This window comes from Bradyrhizobium valentinum (genome assembly GCF_001440405.1).
Lineage (GTDB): Bacteria > Pseudomonadota > Alphaproteobacteria > Rhizobiales > Xanthobacteraceae > Bradyrhizobium > Bradyrhizobium valentinum.
Genome location: NZ_LLXX01000102.1, coordinates 752 through 16,565, shown reverse-complemented (window position 1 = coordinate 16,565; position 15,814 = coordinate 752). Strand labels below are relative to the sequence as shown.

The window sequence follows — 15,814 nt, the reverse complement described above, 5'->3', positions numbered from 1 at the left end:
GCTGGGCGGCGTGTCGGGGCCGGCAGGCGCAATATAGACGTTGGTTACGGCAGGGGATTCGTCGATCCGGAGCACCGGGAAATCGTCGAAATTGCCCTGTTGCACCTTGCCGTCTTTGAAAGTGATCTCGCCAGTTTTGGCAAAGCTCATGCCCATGATCACAGCGCCTTCCATCTGCGCCTGGATTCGCTCCGGATTGACGTGGGTTCCGCAATCGATCGCGGTATCCACGCGGGGCACGGTGAGCTTGCCCTTTTCGTCGACGGCTACCTCGACAATGGTCGCGATATAGCTGACGAAGCTGCGGTGCACGGCAATGCCCAGCCCGTGGCCCTTGGGCACGGACCGTCCCCAGCCGCCCTTGTCCGCGACGAACTCGACCACTTTCCGAAGACGAGCTCTATCGATCGGATAACTGTCGTAGGGCTCGCCATAGTTCCAGAGGTCTTTCACGGAATCGAGCTTGACGATCCGTGGAGAGCCGATCAGCTCAAGCAGCATGTCCTTTTGATCGCGGTTGGTGGCATGGGCGATTTCGGCGACCATGGACTGCACCGCAAACGCGCGGGGAATGTTCGATACCGAGCGGAACCAGCCGATGCGGGTATGCGCGGCCGCTTCCGGATTCTCGCATTGGACGTTGGCGATCTCGAAGGGCATGTCGACCAGCCCCATGCCGAGTTCGAACGGCGCCTGATGCAGCGCACCGGCGGCAAATGTCGAGGCGATGCTCGGCGCGACGCTGCGATGCCGCCAAGCCGTCACCTTGCCGCTCTTGTCGAGGCCGGCCTCGATACGTTCCACCGAGACGGTGTGCAGGAAGCCATTGCGAATGTCGTCTTCCCGCGTCCATTGCACCTTGACCGGCGCGCCGAGCTCCTTTGAAAGCAGTGCCGCCTCGAGGGCGAAATCGCACTTCGACTTGCGCCCGAACCCGCCGCCGAGCAGCGTGACGTTGACGGTGACGTTCTCCTGGGGAATGCCGAGCGTTTTGGCGACGTCCTCGCGCGTTCCGCCCGCGCTTTGCACCGGTCCCCATATCTCCGCCTTGTCGCCCTTGACATCAGCGACCGCGACCGGCGGCTCCATGGCGACGTGGGCATGATGCGGCAGGTAGTACTCACCCACGATCACCTTGTCAGCGCCCTTCAAGGCGGCGTCCACGTCGCCTTCCTTGCGCACGACCAGGCCGGGCTTCCGAGCGGCTTGCTCCAGTTCGGCGCGGTAGGCGACCGAGTCGTACTTGCCGTTGGCGCCATCGTCCCAGACGATCTTCAACGCGTTGCGGCCCTTGATGGCCGCGCCGGTGTTGCGCGCGATCACAGCGATCCCGCCGAGCGGCTGGAATTTTGAAGGCCACGGCCAGCCCCTGACTTCCATGACCTTCTCGACGCCGGAAACCTTCATCGCTTCCGCCCCATCGAACGATACGACCTTGCCGCCGGTCACCGGCGGCCGGGCGATGACGGCATATTTCATGCCGGGCAGGCGGACGTCTGCGCCGTAGCGCGCGGCGCCCACCGTGATGTCGCGACCGTCGACGATGCCGATCGCGCCCTTGCCGAGATAACGGAAGTCCTTCGGGTCCTTGAGCCTCAAGCCTTCGACACTCGGCACCGACTCCCTGGCGGCATCGGCTGCCAAGTCGCCGAAGCCAATGCGGCGTCCGCTGGCATTATGGACGACCTCGTGATTGATCGCCTTCACTTCGGTCGCCGGCACGCCCCAGCGTTTCGCCGCGGCTGTCTCGAGCATTGTGCGGGCCGAGGCGCCGATCTGGCGCATCGGCATCAGGTAATGCCGCGTGCTGCGCGATCCATCGGTATCCTGGTTGCCGAACTTGACCTCGTCGCCCGGCGCCTGCTGGACGCGAACGCGCGACCAGTCGGCTTCCATCTCTTCGGCGACGATCATCGGCAGGCTGGTGCGGACACCCGTTCCCATCTCGGCGCGGTGCGCGACGATCGTCACTGTTCCGTCGGATGCGATAGAAACGAAGACGCGCGGGTCCACCACGGTACCGTGCGGCATCTTGTCCGCACCGGTCTGGTACGCGGCAAAGCCGGGGCGAGACATCACAGGCGCGGCGAGCACAAAGCCGCCGGCCAGCCCGAGGCCCTTGAGGATACTGCGGCGTGAAACGTTGTCGACCTTGATGTGCCGTTCGAAGCCACGGAGCTTTTTGGGATTGGTGAGGACATTCATGATCACACCCCCGTCGATGCGAGACGCACGGCGTTTTCGACGCGCTGGTAAGTGCCGCAACGGCAGATATTGCCCGCCATGGCCTCGCGTATCTGGTCGTGGGTGGGCTTCGGATTTTCCATCAATAGGGCGGCCGCCTGCATGATCTGGCCGGTCTGGCAAAAGCCGCATTGCGGGACATTGAGCTGCCGCCAGGCCTTTTGCACCGGGTGATCGCCAGTTGGATGAAGGCCTTCGATCGTGGTGACCTCGCGGCCGCGGACGTCGGACACGGAGGTGATGCACGCGCGCACCGACTGCTTGTCGACGATGACGGTGCATGAACCGCAGAGGGCCTGGCCGCAACCGAACTTGGTGCCCGTCAGGCCCACCTCATCACGGATAAACCACAGTAGCGGGAGATCAGGATCGCCATCCCAGTTCAGTTCCTGGCCATTAACCTTCACCTTGATCATGATCGTCTCTCCCTCTTCATACAGAGCCGTCATGCGTCCTTCGAGGTGAGCGAGAACATCTACGTCCGGTCTCAGGCAAAACTGACCTCGCTGAGAAACTGCAGACTGCACCGTAGGATCTGATTGATTGTCTGTGTCGGGCCCATCCTCCTGTTTTACTTTAGCTTTGTTCAAGGTATGGACGTCTGGAAAGCTACCACAAAGCGGGGCGAATAGAGTTCACAACGCCTTGTTTGCTCTTGTATTCAGCGAGGGCTGCCTCCTCGAACGGCGCGCTTTGGGTCAAGAGCCCTTACGCAGTGGCCCACACGAGACGAGATTTTTTCGAAGAGTTGAATGCCGCCATAGAGATCGACGCCCTATTGGCGGATAGATTGAAAAATCTGTAGTCAAAGTGATGAACTATCATTTCCTTGGCGACCGGGGGCTGACAGTTTTTCTTTCGTCGCGGAGTCGCGCATTTTCGACGCCTGAATTGGCGGCGCTTCATTTCATGCCAAGCGAGTACTGTCAGCTTCGCTCCTGGAGGAGTTGGGAATAGGTGTAACTCTGCGATAATCGCATTGTGCGCCTACCATTGCCGCGTTCGAAGGACGCTTCGGATATGCGTACAACGATGATCGGGCTCGCTGTCACGTTAGCTTGCTCGTTGGTTGCCTTCACAATGCCAACATCGGCTTTGGCAACTGGTCCAACGTTGACGGTGTCAGCCGATGGCGGCGTCCATGTATTCGATCGGGACGCGCTGCTTGCCCGCACGGATGTCGTCGAAATCACCACGTCGCGTGATGTCGCATACCGTACTCCTCGGACGTATCGAGCCGTGGCGCTCGCGAAGCTGCTTGAAGGAGTTGCCATTCCGCCCGATGCCGTGGTGGAAGCGGTAGCGCAGGACGGCTTCGTAACGCAACTTCCTCGCGATCTGGTCTACGCCAACGACGGCATCGTCGCGTACATGGCAATCGAAGCCGCCGACAGGCCATGGCCGCTAATTCCAGGTAAGGATAAGAGCGCAGGCGCCTTCTATGTGGTATGGCTCGGCGATCAAGCGTCATCCGTCCCAACCATGATGTGGCCCTACCAAATTGTCAGTTTGTCGGTGCAAGACGCGCCAGCCAAGCGGTGGCCCTCGCTCGCGGTTGATCCCATGCTCCCTGCCCTCCATCCGGCACGAGACGGGCAAACCCTCTTCGTGAACAAATGCTTCACATGCCACACGATGAACCAGGCAGGATCGGCGTCGGCTGGCCCCGATCTGAATTTGCCGATGAACCCGACGGAGTACTTCACCGATGCCGGTTTGCGCGCGCTGATCCGAGATCCACGCTCGGTTCGGATTTGGCCCGATCAGCGGATGCCCAGCTTTGCCGAAGAGGACCTGAGCGATGAGGAACTCGGGCTGATCTTGGCGTATTTGAATCACATGGCGAACAGGAAGAGCCGAGCAACGGAGGGCGGAAGCAGCAAACGCTAAGTATATCGTAAAACTCGAGGACGGGTGTAGTCGCCGCCGACAGGCGTCATCGGCTCTTGCAGACCGACCGCTGGGCGGCTGAGCCCTGACTGCTTCAGCCGTTTTGCTCGGGAAATCCGTGGCGGCCAGCGGTGCCGCGTTCGATCTTGCCGTTGCATGTTACTTGTCGAATATCTCGCTGGCACTTATCGGACCTGCCGCGCCAACGATGTCCGTTGATAGCGGCAAAGCGGAGCCTCGCGCTTGGGCACTTCGAGGTCCGGCAAATGACCCGGATTCGGACCTGGGTCACTGGTTTTGGCAGAATTGTTTGTGCCGCGTTCGGCCAATGTGAGGTCTTTTGGATGGGCGTCGGATCGTGTAATCTTGTCTGAGCTGCTTCTTCCAGACGGGACGTGCCGACGTCTCCGTTCGAGGCGAATCCGCAGCGGGGAATGCCGTCGGCGGGCATCGCACTCTCAATAAAACCGACAGTTCTTTTGCGCCGGTTTCTCACCAGCACTCGCCGTGCCGCACAGGCATGCGAAATGCTTGCTTTGACAGAAACGAAGGAGCGGCGCGCGACCAGCTCAACAAACGTGCTGCGAGCGACATTGCGGCCGCGTGGGCCACGCGTCGGCATTCCGAGTAACGAAGGGAGGAGCTGCAACATGCTGAAATCCACACTGTTAATCGGATTCGTGGGGCTATCGGCCTTGGCACTCAACGCGGTGTCTACAGATGCAAACGCGCAGGAAAAAGTCCGCTGGAAGATGCAGAGCGCGTTTGGCAGCCAGTTGCCACACCTAGGTCCCCCGGGCGTGCGCTTCTCGAAGAATGTCGAGCGGTTGTCGGGCGGAAAATTGGAGATCAAGTTCTACGAGCCCGGCGCGCTGATCCCGCCGCTGGAGTGCTTCGACGCGGTGTCCAAGGGCTCGATCGAATCGTGCTGGACGACGCCGGGCTACCACACGGGCAAGTACCCCGCGCTCGCCTTCTTCACCACCGTGCCGTTCGGCCCGCCCGTCGGCGAGTTCCTCGGCTGGAAGTGGTTCGGCGGCGGCAACCAGTTGCGCGACGAGATCTACGCCAAGCACGGCCTGATTGCGATCGACTCCAGCGCCATCGCGCCTGAGACATCCGGCTGGTTCCGTAGGGAGGTCAAGTCGGTCGAGGAGTTGAAGGGGCTGAAGATGCGGTTCTTCGGCCTTGGCGCACAGGTGATGCAGAAGCTCGGCGTCTCCACCCAGTTGCTGGCAGCGGCTGACATCTATCCCGCGCTGGAGCGCGGCGTGATCGACGCGACCGAGTTCTCGATGCCGACGATGGACACCAAGTTGGGCTTCCATCAGATCGCCAAGTACAACTATTTCCCGGGCTGGCACCAGCAGGTCTCGGTGGGCGAGCTTCTGATGAACAAGGCGGCGTGGGATGCGCTGTCGGATCAGAACAAGGCGATCATCGAGATCGCCCTCGGTGAAACCATCATGCGCAACTACGCCGAGAGCGACCACGCCCAGTTCGCGGCGATGGCCGAGATGCGCGACAAGTATAATGTTCAGGTCAAGCGCTGGAGCGACCAGGACCTGGCCACGCTGGAGAAGGCTTGGCTGGAAGTGCTGACGGAGGAATCGGCCAAGGACCCGCTGTTCAAGAAGGTCGCCGACCACTACCTGGACTACCGCAAGAAGTTTGCGGTTTGGGGCGCGTCGCAGACGATGAAAGCCACCTACCAGAAGGATTGAGCGGAGGCAGCCGGTGCAGCGCGTGGCTGCGCCGGCTCATGTGGGCTTCGTCGGCCGGTGATAAGGATCCGCCGAACGGCCCGGCAGCCACGGCAGGACTTTGTCGCGATGAATGCATTGCTGAAGCTGGCCGAGAGTATGCGGCGGGCGCTCGAGGTTGTTGCCTTGGCGTCCGGTTGGCTGCTCGTCATCATGGCGTGCGTGACCACGTTTGATGTCGTCGCGCGCAAGTTTGGCTTACAGCTACCGTACACCAAGTTGCAAGAGCTGGAATGGCACTTCCACGCCGCAATCTTCTCGCTTTGGATGGGCTACTGCTACACGATCAACGCGCATCCGCGGGTCGATACATTCACCGAGATGATGTCGTACCGCCGCAGGGCATGGATCGAACTCGCCGGCTGCCTTGCGCTGGCGCTGCCCTACAGCGCACTGGTTGCCTACTACAGCCTGGATTTCGTTGCGCAGTCCTATCGGCTCGGCGAGCAGTCCGACAGCACGGTCGGGTTGACCCATCGCTGGATCATCAAGGGCGTCTACGCCGCCGGCCTGTGGATGGTGGTGCTCGGCGTCCTCAGCGTACTGCTCCGCGTGATCGTCTTCCTGTTCGGTGAAAAGTCAGAGCGGGAAGTCAATTTGCAGATCGGACATGTGATTACCGACGTCTAGTCCAACCGGGGAGGACCTAACGTGCTCGACTGGCTGGCCGACAATCTCGCTCTGATCATGTTCGTGTCGATGTTTTTCTTCATTTTCATCGGCTACCCGATCGCCTTCATCATGGGCGGACTGGCGCTCGTCTTCGCGGTCGTGGGCGCTTGGCTCGGAGCGTTCAACCTGATCGGCCTGTCCGATATCGTGCTTCGCATGTGGGGCGGGGTTGCCAACGATCCGGTTCTGGCCTCGATTCCGATGTTCATCTTCATGGGCGCGATCCTGGAGCGATCGGGCTCCGCCAAGGACATGCTGGACGCAACCGAGGTCCTGCTCAAGCGGTGCCCCGGCGCGCTGGCGGTCTCCGTGATGGTGATGGGCACGATCCTGGCGGCGCCGATCGGCGTGGTCGGCGCGGCGGTGATCACGCTGTCGGTGATCGCGCTGCCGCAGATGCTGGCCGCGGGCTACGACAAGCGGCTTGCCATCGGCACCATCGCCTCGGCCGGAACGCTCGGCATCCTGATCCCGCCGGCCATCATGCTGGTGGTGATGGCGGAGATGCTGGCGACCTCGGCGGGCAATTTGTTTCTCGCCGCGGTCATGCCGGGCTTCCTGCTCTCCGGCCTCTACCTCGTCTATATCCTGCTCGTCGCCATTTTCAGGCCGGGCGCCGCGCCCAAGCTGCCGCCCGGCTACGGTCCGCAGACCCGCGCTGCGTTCTGGTACGCGCTCTGGCGGGGCCTGTTCCCGATGACGGCGCTGCTGGTGATCGTGCTCGGCTCGATCTTCGCCGGCTGGGCCACCCCACCGAGAGCGGGGCTGTCGGCGTGCTCGGCTCCATGTTCATCGCCGCGCTGAACAGGCGCATCACGTTCAAGATGATGAACGAGGCGATCTATGCCTCCTGCCGAGCCAACGGCCTGGTCTTCCTGATCTTCCTCGGCGCGACCGGCTTCTCCTACGTGTTCCGCGTGCTCGGCGGCGACGACCTGATGATCTCGACGCTCACCCATTTCGGCATCGACACCAAGTGGGAAATGCTCGGCTTTGTCATGATTCTGATCTTCCTGCTCGGCTTCCCGTTCGAGTGGATCGAGATCTGCCTGATCGTCCTGCCGGTGTTCGGGCCGATCCTGTTGAAGTACGACTTCTCCGACCACCTCGGCAACAATGCTGCCTTGATGACCTGGTTCGGCACGCTGGTTGCGGTCAATCTGCAGACCGCGTTCATGACGCCGCCGTTCGGGGCGACGCTGTTCTACATGAAGGGAACGGCGCCGCCGGGCGTCACCATGAGTGACGTGTTCACTGCCATGTATCCGTTCGTTGCGCTCCAGGTGCTCGGCTTGATGCTGTGCATTTATTTCCCGAGCATCAGTCTGTGGCTGCCGAGACTGGCCGGCTTCGTCGAATAGTCACCATTTCCTTCGCGGAAGTTCGGCTTCGGGGTACCAGAAACGGATCACAGAGTTTGCTGCGACGAACCAATTGGTGACGATCTTCCCGATCAGAGAATATCTCGAAGCCAGCGGTTTGATGTCCTATGGGCTGAACTTCTGTGAGCACTATGGCCGCGCCACCTACTATGTCGAGGTACGCACCCAAGCGACCTACCAGTCAAGGTACCAAAAACATTTGAATTCATCATCAACCTTCTGCTAAGTCGCTCGGCCTCGCCGTTCCGCAGACCCTGCTCGCCCACCGACGAGGTAATCGAATTAGTGGCGACTTCCGTTGTTGGCGGCCACGAACGGACCTAGACGACCGGAAGACGTAGTCCGCTGTGCCCTCGTAAACGGACATCGTCAGCCCGAACGCTCAGGTCAGAAAAGTGCCAATACCGATCGTTCACCTGAGCCGAATGCGGTGACCAAAGAAAGCGGTGTCGTCTGGTTTGCGCTCGACGAGGATCGGCCGCTCGGTGCCTTTGCCGGTATCTGAACTGAGTCAGCGGCGATCGCAGTACCGAGGTCCAAGCCGATCCTGGTGCCCATGCGGAGAAAGCCGGCCGCTCCCCGCAATCACCGAGCGAGGAAAGTCTCGATTTTGCACTCACGCCTCGACCAAAACCTCGAAGCCGCCGAAGATCATCCGCTTGCCGTCAAAGGGCATCGGGTTGACATCAGGCTGAATACGAGGGTCGGTCATCACCTTTTTCATGCCCTCGTCGCGGGCCTGTTTTGACGGCCACACGATCCAGGAGAACACCACGGTCTCGTCATCCTTCTTCTGCACGGCCATTGGGAAGGATGTTAGCTTTCCATCCGGGACGTCGTCACCCCAGCATTCGACGATCTTCAAGGCACCGTGCTCCTTGAAGACCGGTGCAGCCTTTTCCGCATGCTCCCTATAGGCGTCGCGGTTCCCAGTCGGCACCGCCGCCACAAATCCATCGATGTAGGTCATGATGCTTACTCTCCTCGAATGCTGACTCATCCTTGGGACCGCTGCCCGTGGCACCCGTCCTACTCCTTCTCGAGAATCGGATGGCGGCGATAGCAGGGCCTCACCAAAGGACGCGGAATGGTCCCCTAATCCGACAACGCGAGAATTTTTTTTCGCCTAGACAATCTCAGCACGCCCATCCGCTCCAAATCCTTTCAGCACGCCGATTCGGCGCCGCCGCCCGCCAGGGCCTAAACAAGTTCAGCTCTTACGCTCTCGAAGGCGAACGTTGAAAAGGCATGTGCCTCAGTCGGGGGAAACGCTACCGCGGAAGACTCGAATACGGCGCTAAATCGGCGGAGGGAAACGTGCGACACTCCTTCTTCAAGGGCCTGAGGGAGGACCTTGTCCGGCCGTTCAAGACGCGAGACGATCTTGGTCGCCCCCCGTCGGCGGCCGACTGCTGACCCAGCCCAAATTTCAAACCTGGGCGGACTCGACTTTTGTTCTCTTTATGTTCTAAGCAAGCGCATGCCGACGCCGAAACAGATGGAAAAGCTGGCCGCGGAAGCGGCCCGGAAATCGACGAATCCCGATCCGGCTCCGGACGCGGCGCTCTCCGCCGAATACTGGGAATCGGTGCTCAAGGATCCTCGCGCCGGCACGAATGGGCTTCGACTATCGCAACGAAGGCTGTCGGATATCCACCGCCACGTTCTGCGCGTCTACTGCCGCCGTTGCGAGCGCATCGTGGGAATCCAGACCGCAGACGCGGTCCGCCTCAAGACGTCGGGCCGCGGCTCCTGGACGATACCTGCCGGCAAAGGACCGGCAGCCATGAGGACGATGGGTGCTGGCCGGGGTTCTATTCGGATTTTCGTGGGGAATCTGGGGATGCTGGTCGCCTCGGCTGATGTCGCTGACGGGACGTTCTTGCCCTTGTAAAAATATTGCCACTGGAATTGGTATATCCCAATTGGAATATACAGGGAGATGCGCATGACGAGCTCCACGGTGTTCACGAGCAATCGCAGTCAGGCTGTCCGCCTACCCAAGACCGTCGCCTTCCCGGAGAATGTGCATCACGTCGATATTCTGAAGATCGGCCGCAGCCGTGTGATCGTGCCTCAAGGCAAACGGTGGGATGATCTGTTTCAGAACGGACCGCGCGCGAGCGAGGATTTCATGGTCGAGCGTAAGCAGCCCGCAGCCGAGGAGCGCGAGCCGCTCTGATGCTTACCTACATGCTTGACACAAACATCTGCATCTAAGTCATGAAGAACTATCCGATCGAGCTGCGCGAAAAGTTCGATGCATTGGCCGAGCAACTCTGCGTCTCCAGCATCACGCTCGGCGAGTTGCACGATGGCGCAGAACAGGAGGCGGTAAACATTCGCTTTGATCAGGACCAATGGCCTGCTTGTCCGGCGACAATCGAGTGAGATCTTCGCGGAGCAGCGGATACCACGAGCTATCGTTTCATCACGTCGCTTATTCTTGTCAATTTGCTCGTAAGTCGCATCCACTAACAACCAGCCTTTCAGAACAACTGGGAGAGGCCTTCTTCTTTACTTTAGGGAGAGAAAGCAATTGGCTGCATCAACGCTGCGAAGAGCGGCTCACTTATTCTTCCGAGTGGGTTGTAGAAATGTAAGCCTGATGTCGGCAGGGACTCTGCCAGTATCACGAGCCTTAGCTGCTCTGGCTCGTACTTCTTACGAAAGGACAGGCAGTGGTCGCGATTTTGCATAAGCTTTGCGTTCAACGCCCGATATTCTGCGTAGCATTCCTCGATCTGCGGGGCTCTACTCCACAAGCCGCATGGTCCGGCGCCGTTTGATGCGATCGAGAGCGCGACCAACTTCTACTTCATCAAGAACGGCCACTAGCCAGTGCACCGTTTGCGTGGCGCCTTTACTAAGGCGGATCGGGAAACTGAACTTCGTTCCTATGTCTCGCAATTTGAAGTCCGGCCTCACATCAGCACCCCGCTTGCCACAAGCCGGTGTGGCTTGCAACAAAGTCCCTGACGTGTTCGGGTACTGGTACGCCATCGATATCGCAGCGGGCTTGAATATCTTCGGCTACCTGGTTGGAAACATCCTCGATCCAGTGCTCAAGGGTGTTGAAGGCCATGACGCAAACGGGGGCGTTGAATTGGCCGGTTAGGAGATCGGAGATGGTCGTTTCGAGGTCGTCCCGCTCGATCTGCTTTTCAGGGCAATCACTGCGTGACGCTCCGAAACTATCGAACACAAGGTAGACGGTCTGATCAGCGCCGTAAGGCACTACCGTCGGCAACCAATTTGGCTTAGGCATCGCCACGTTGCTCTCCTTCGATGCAAGTTACTGTAACGTCTGCCATGCTACTTCTAGTCGGAAGCCACCAATCTGGATGCACTGTTACGCAAATTTTCGTACAGCATTTGATGGCTGCCTTTCATCGCCGCGCAGCCTGGGCGCGATTGCCGAGTCGCACGCCGTCGCCATGCTTATCAACCCGACGTTCGGCGCCAGGCACGCCCTGGATCGTTTCGCTGCATCGGCTTGCCCGTAACTGAAAACATCAACAGCTTCGGTAAGAGGCGCGGAAGCGCACTCAGATAATCGTCGCCATTCAGCGACTCGCGGTGCTCGGGACTGACGACCAGATTGCTCGTTTCATTCAGGTTTCGCGGAAAGCGCGGGAGAAGCTATCGAGGGCCGGCTTCATGATGTACTCGAAAAACGTACGCTCTCCGGTCTTGATGTAGATGTCGGCCGGCATGCCGGGTGTCGGGATGAATTCGGGCATGCGCTTGAGAATATCGTCTTGGTCTAGGCGCACCCGAACCACATAGAATTCCCGACGCGTGTCACTCGCAGGGCGTGTTTCGGCCTTGATCTGTACTTGCTCCGCCAACACGTCCGCTGACACATAGATGACGCTCGCGCCGACCATGGGCGTGATGCGCTGGTTGAGCGCCGATAGCCGCACCAGCGCCTCCTGACCTACGCTCACGTGCGAAATGTCATTGGGACTCACATGTGCCTCGATGACGCGCTCTTCGCCTATCGGTAGGAGCTCGAGCAGCACGGCGCCAGGAGAGACGACGCCGCCCGGTGTATGGAAGTTTCTCTTCACCACAATGCCCCGGACCGGCGAGCGAACATCGACCCGGTCGACGACATCCTGCGCGGCGCGAATCTGCTCCTCTACATCATCCAGGTCCGCTTCGGTCTCGCGCAGCTCCTTGATCGCATCCCGGAGCGCCGTCGAGTGGAGCTGGGCTATTCTTTCGTTCGCCTGAGCGATCCTCTCCTTCGAATCGGCGATGCGGCCAAGATACTCGCCGAGCTCTCCCTCGAGACTCGCCTCGGAGCGTTGCAGCGCCAGCACATCCGACTTGCGAACCAACTGCTGGCGAAGAAGCGAATTCTTGTCCTTCAGCTCTTCGGCAAACAGGGCAATGCGCTGTTGGGTGGACTGCACTTGAGCCTGATATCCGCGGATGCTTTCCTCCAGCCCGGCGATTTGCTTCATGAGCACGCTTTCCTGGGTCACGAGACTAGTCCGGCGTGCCCTCAGTTCGGCACGTTGCCGCTCAAGAACCGCTTTGATTTCCGGATCACGTGCGCTCGCGCTGAATGCTGCGGGAGTTTCGATTGTCTCTGAAGTGCTCATTTCAGCTTCGAGACGCGCCTTCATGGCGAGCAGCCGATACTTTTTTAAAACCAACCGCCTCAGCTTGGAGTTGGCAGCGGTGTCGTCCATGCGAACGAGCACCTGGTTCGCCTCCACGGCATCACCGTCCGTTACCGCAATCTCGCGGATGATGCCGCCCTCGAGGTGCTGGACCAGCTTGTTCTGTCCGGTAGCCACGAACGTGCCCGAGGTGACGACCGCACTGTTCAGTGGCGCGACTCCGGCCCAAACACCGAAACACCCGAGCCAAACAACCAGCATGGCAAGGCCGGTGAAGATGGGCCATTTGGCGCTCAGCGGAACACCGCGGTACCACTCACTGGTGCTGTCCTTTTTTGCTTTCATGCTGTCCTCCCGCGTGGTCACCTCACGGGCTAGAGGATTCGATGCGTTGCGGCCGCTCTGGCTTACCTGCGGTGGCCCCGCCGGGCGACCGAACCAGGCGATGCAGCACGTCGCTCGGAGATCCGAATGCTTCGACCCGTCCGGCCCGCAGGATGAGCACTTTGTCCACGCTGTTCAGCAGCGCCGGGCGCAGGGTTACCACCACCGCGGTGACCCCCCGCTGCTTGGCGCGCTGCAGGGTCTCGGTCAGAGCCAGCTCCCCCGCCGCGTCAAGATTCGAGTTGGGCTCGTCGAGCACGACAAGGCACGGATCACCGAAGAACGCTCGGGCGAGCGCGATGCGCTGCTTCTGTCCCCCGGAGAGGGGCCCGCCGCCGCGGTCGAGCACGGTCTCATATCCTTGCGGCAGCTGACAGACCATGTCGTGAATGCCCGAGAATATCGCCGCCTCATAGATGCTCGCATCGGGCAGGTCGTCCCGCATGCGGCAGATGTTCTGCTTGATCGTCCCGGGAAATAGCTCTACCTCCTGGGGCAGGTAGCCGGTATATTCGCCAAACTGGCGGCGATCCCAGTTGCGCAGCTCTGTTCCGTCCAGCCTGACCTTGCCGGCGGTCGGCACCAGACAGCCCACCAGAATGCGCGCGAGGGTCGACTTGCCCGACCCAGACGGTCCGACAATGGCAAGAGACTCTCCGGGCGCGAGCTCGAGCGACACGCTATTGAGCACCGGCTCCTTCGAGCCGGGCGGCAAATACAAGACCCGATCCACGGTCAGGCGCCCTTGCGGCTTGGGCAGGCGCAGCTTCGGCGTCTCGCGCTGGAATGACTCGACCGCCTGCTTGACACGCGCATAGGCCGATCGCGCCTGAACGCAGCTGCGCCATCCCTCGATCAGGCCCTCGAGCGGCTGCAGGGCGCGGCCGACGATGATTGCGGCCGCGATCATCATGCCGCCGGTGATCTCGGCGTTGAGGGCCAGATAGGCGCCCACGCCGAGGATCGTGATCTGGGTGACGAGCCGGACGAACTTCGACGCACCACTGATCCAGAAATTCCGGTCCAGGGCCTGGCTCTGCACCGTGAGGGCCGGTGCCTGCCGGCGACCCCAATGAAGAATGCTCTCGCTCAGCATTCCCATCGCGTTGATCACCTGCGAATTTCGCGCCAGCGACTCGGCCGCCGCATCGGCCTCAGCAGCATGCAGTCCTGCCTCGCTCAGACGCTCCGAGGTCGCTTTCTGGTTGAGCACCGCAATCAGCACCAGTACCAAGCCCGACACGACAGCGATTAAGCCGAGATCTCGGTGAATGAGAAATATGACGCCGAAGTAGAGGGGCGAGAGCGGCGCGTCCATCAGCATAAGCATGACGGGGCTCGAGATGAATCCCCGCACCTGGTGAAGGCTACGAATCGCCTGGATGGTCCCGCCCTCGCCGGCCCTGGCGTTGTTGATGCTGCTGGCCAGCACTGCACCGCCGAGCACCGCCCCCATCTTGGTCGCAAAACGGCCCAGCACCTGCCGACGCAGAATGTCGATGATCGAGAGGATGCCGATGAATGCCAGCGCGAGAGCCGAGAGCATCAGCAGTGTTTCGAGGCTGCGGCTCGTCAGCACGCGATCGGAAATCTGGAATAGGTAGATCGGCAGCGTGAGCATCAGCAGATTCACGACGACCGAAAATGCAGCGACCGCAATCAGGTTCGTGCGCGCGACCGAACGCCAGGTGGCCAGCGGGTTTACAGGTCCAACATAGTCGCGGGCCTCGCCGCCGGGTGCGACGCGAAGGTGATCTGCAGAATGGCTGCGCGGCGGATTGTCCAGTATCTCGACGGCCGCCATGTTCGCCCCCGCTATAGGACAGCAAGTTCAGGTTCTGTTGGCTGATTCGTATCCACGGTCTCGGGAGGCGGCGGCGCAGTGTCGGACGCGGACGCGGCGTCAGCCGAAGACCCGGTATCCTGCGGGGGAACTGCGCTGTCACTGCTAAGGTTAACGCCGTAATCGGTGTACTCGGTTCCCGTGTGCACAGCGTTTTCTGGTGGCGGTGGCGCATCGTTCAAGGCGATCACGTCGCCTGCGGCCTCATCGACCGGCGCCGCATCCGCAACAGCGTCGCTGGCCGCGGTGCCCGTGTCGGCCGGATCTGACACGTCGCTGGTCGGATCGCTCGCGGTGGCAGCTGTTGTCGTCGGCGCCGGCTCGCTCGTCTCAACTGGCGCCGCATTCGCAACAGCGTCGCTGGCCACGGTCCCGGTGTCGGCCGGATCTGACACGTCGCTGGTCGGATCGCTCACGGTGGCAGCTGTTGTCGTCGGCGCCGGCTCGGTCTCAACCGGCGCCGCATCCGCAACAGCGTCGCTGGCCACGGTCCCGGTGTCGGCCGGATCTGACACGTCGCTGGTCGGATCGCTCACGGTGGCAGCTGTTGTCGTCGGCGCCGGCTCGCTCGTCTCAACCGGCGCCGCATCCGCAACAGCGTCGCTGGCCACGGCCCCGGCGTCGGCCGGATCCGACACGTCGCTGGTCGGATCACTCACGGCGGCAGCTGTTGTCGTCGGCGCCGGCTCGGTCTCAACCGGCGCCGCATCCACAACAGCGTCGCTGGCCGCGGCCCCGGTGTCGACCAGATCTGACACGTCGCTGGGATCGCTCACGGCGGCAGCTATTGTCGTCGGCGCCGGCTCGGTCGTCTCAACGACCAGCGCCGCATTCGCAACAGCGTCGCTGGCCACGGTCCCGGTGTCGGCCGGATCTGACACGTCGCTGGTCGGATCGCTCACGGTGGCAGCTGTTGTCGTCCCCGCCGGCTCGGTGGTCTCAACGACCGGCGCCGCATCCGCAACAGCGTCGCTGGCCGCGGCCCCGGTGTCGGCCGGATCC

10 protein-coding genes and 4 pseudogenes are annotated in these 15,814 nt (G+C 61.2%); 7 read left to right on the top strand and 7 right to left on the bottom strand.

What is annotated here, in order from left to right; all coding sequences use genetic code 11:
• On the bottom strand, positions 1–2,205 hold a 2,205-nt coding region (locus CP49_RS16190), incomplete at its 3' end, for a xanthine dehydrogenase family protein molybdopterin-binding subunit (RefSeq protein ID WP_057851224.1).
• Positions 2,206–2,207: 2 nt separating this feature from the next.
• A complete protein-coding gene (locus tag CP49_RS16185; RefSeq protein WP_057851228.1) occupies positions 2,208–2,660 on the bottom strand; it encodes a (2Fe-2S)-binding protein in 453 nt (150 codons plus the stop codon).
• A 604-nt stretch (positions 2,661–3,264) separates the two neighbouring features.
• Here CP49_RS16185 and CP49_RS16180 point away from each other — a divergent pair.
• The 4 genes and pseudogenes from CP49_RS16180 to CP49_RS49250 all read left to right on the top strand — a co-directional run bounded on the left by CP49_RS16180 (position 3,265) and on the right by CP49_RS49250 (position 7,930).
• The gene (locus CP49_RS16180; protein ID WP_156438472.1) at positions 3,265–4,134 is read left to right on the top strand and encodes a cytochrome c; all 870 of its coding nucleotides are present in this window, start codon (positions 3,265–3,267) and stop codon (positions 4,132–4,134) included.
• A gap of 650 nt (positions 4,135–4,784) precedes the next feature.
• On the top strand, positions 4,785–5,858 hold the full coding sequence (locus tag CP49_RS16175; protein ID WP_057851223.1) for a TRAP transporter substrate-binding protein: 1,074 nt from the start codon (positions 4,785–4,787) through the stop codon (positions 5,856–5,858).
• Positions 5,859–5,975: 117 nt separating this feature from the next.
• On the top strand, positions 5,976–6,527 hold the full coding sequence (locus tag CP49_RS16170; RefSeq protein ID WP_197423126.1) for a TRAP transporter small permease subunit: 552 nt from the start codon (positions 5,976–5,978) through the stop codon (positions 6,525–6,527).
• A gap of 57 nt (positions 6,528–6,584) precedes the next feature.
• Positions 6,585–7,930: pseudogene (locus CP49_RS49250) on the top strand (TRAP transporter large permease).
• A 637-nt stretch (positions 7,931–8,567) separates the two neighbouring features.
• Here CP49_RS49250 and CP49_RS16155 read toward each other — a convergent pair.
• On the bottom strand, positions 8,568–8,921 hold the full coding sequence (locus CP49_RS16155) for a DUF1428 domain-containing protein (RefSeq protein WP_057851219.1): 354 nt from the start codon (positions 8,919–8,921) through the stop codon (positions 8,568–8,570).
• 510 nt (positions 8,922–9,431) lie between these two features.
• Between CP49_RS16155 and CP49_RS16150 the strand changes: the two are divergent.
• The 3 genes and pseudogenes from CP49_RS16150 to CP49_RS16140 all read left to right on the top strand — a co-directional run.
• A pseudogene (locus CP49_RS16150) lies at positions 9,432–9,814 on the top strand (hypothetical protein).
• 85 nt (positions 9,815–9,899) lie between these two features.
• A complete protein-coding gene (gene vapB, locus CP49_RS16145) occupies positions 9,900–10,133 on the top strand; it encodes a type II toxin-antitoxin system VapB family antitoxin (protein WP_057851226.1) in 234 nt (77 codons plus the stop codon).
• A gap of 41 nt (positions 10,134–10,174) precedes the next feature.
• Positions 10,175–10,285 (top strand): annotated as a pseudogene (locus CP49_RS16140) (VapC toxin family PIN domain ribonuclease); the annotation flags it as partial.
• 595 nt (positions 10,286–10,880) lie between these two features.
• Here the strand turns inward: CP49_RS16140 and CP49_RS16130 are convergent.
• The 4 genes and pseudogenes from CP49_RS16130 to CP49_RS16115 form a co-directional block, all read right to left on the bottom strand.
• Complete coding sequence (locus CP49_RS16130; protein WP_057851217.1) at positions 10,881–11,219, bottom strand: hypothetical protein; 339 nt, start codon at positions 11,217–11,219, stop codon at positions 10,881–10,883.
• A gap of 346 nt (positions 11,220–11,565) precedes the next feature.
• A complete protein-coding gene (locus CP49_RS16125) occupies positions 11,566–12,930 on the bottom strand; it encodes an HlyD family type I secretion periplasmic adaptor subunit (protein WP_057851225.1) in 1,365 nt (454 codons plus the stop codon).
• Positions 12,931–12,952: 22 nt separating this feature from the next.
• Positions 12,953–14,773, bottom strand: coding sequence for a type I secretion system permease/ATPase (locus CP49_RS16120; protein ID WP_057851216.1), 1,821 nt, complete (start codon positions 14,771–14,773; stop codon positions 12,953–12,955).
• Between the two features lie 11 nt (positions 14,774–14,784).
• Positions 14,785–15,814, bottom strand: a pseudogene (locus CP49_RS16115) (hypothetical protein); the annotation flags it as partial.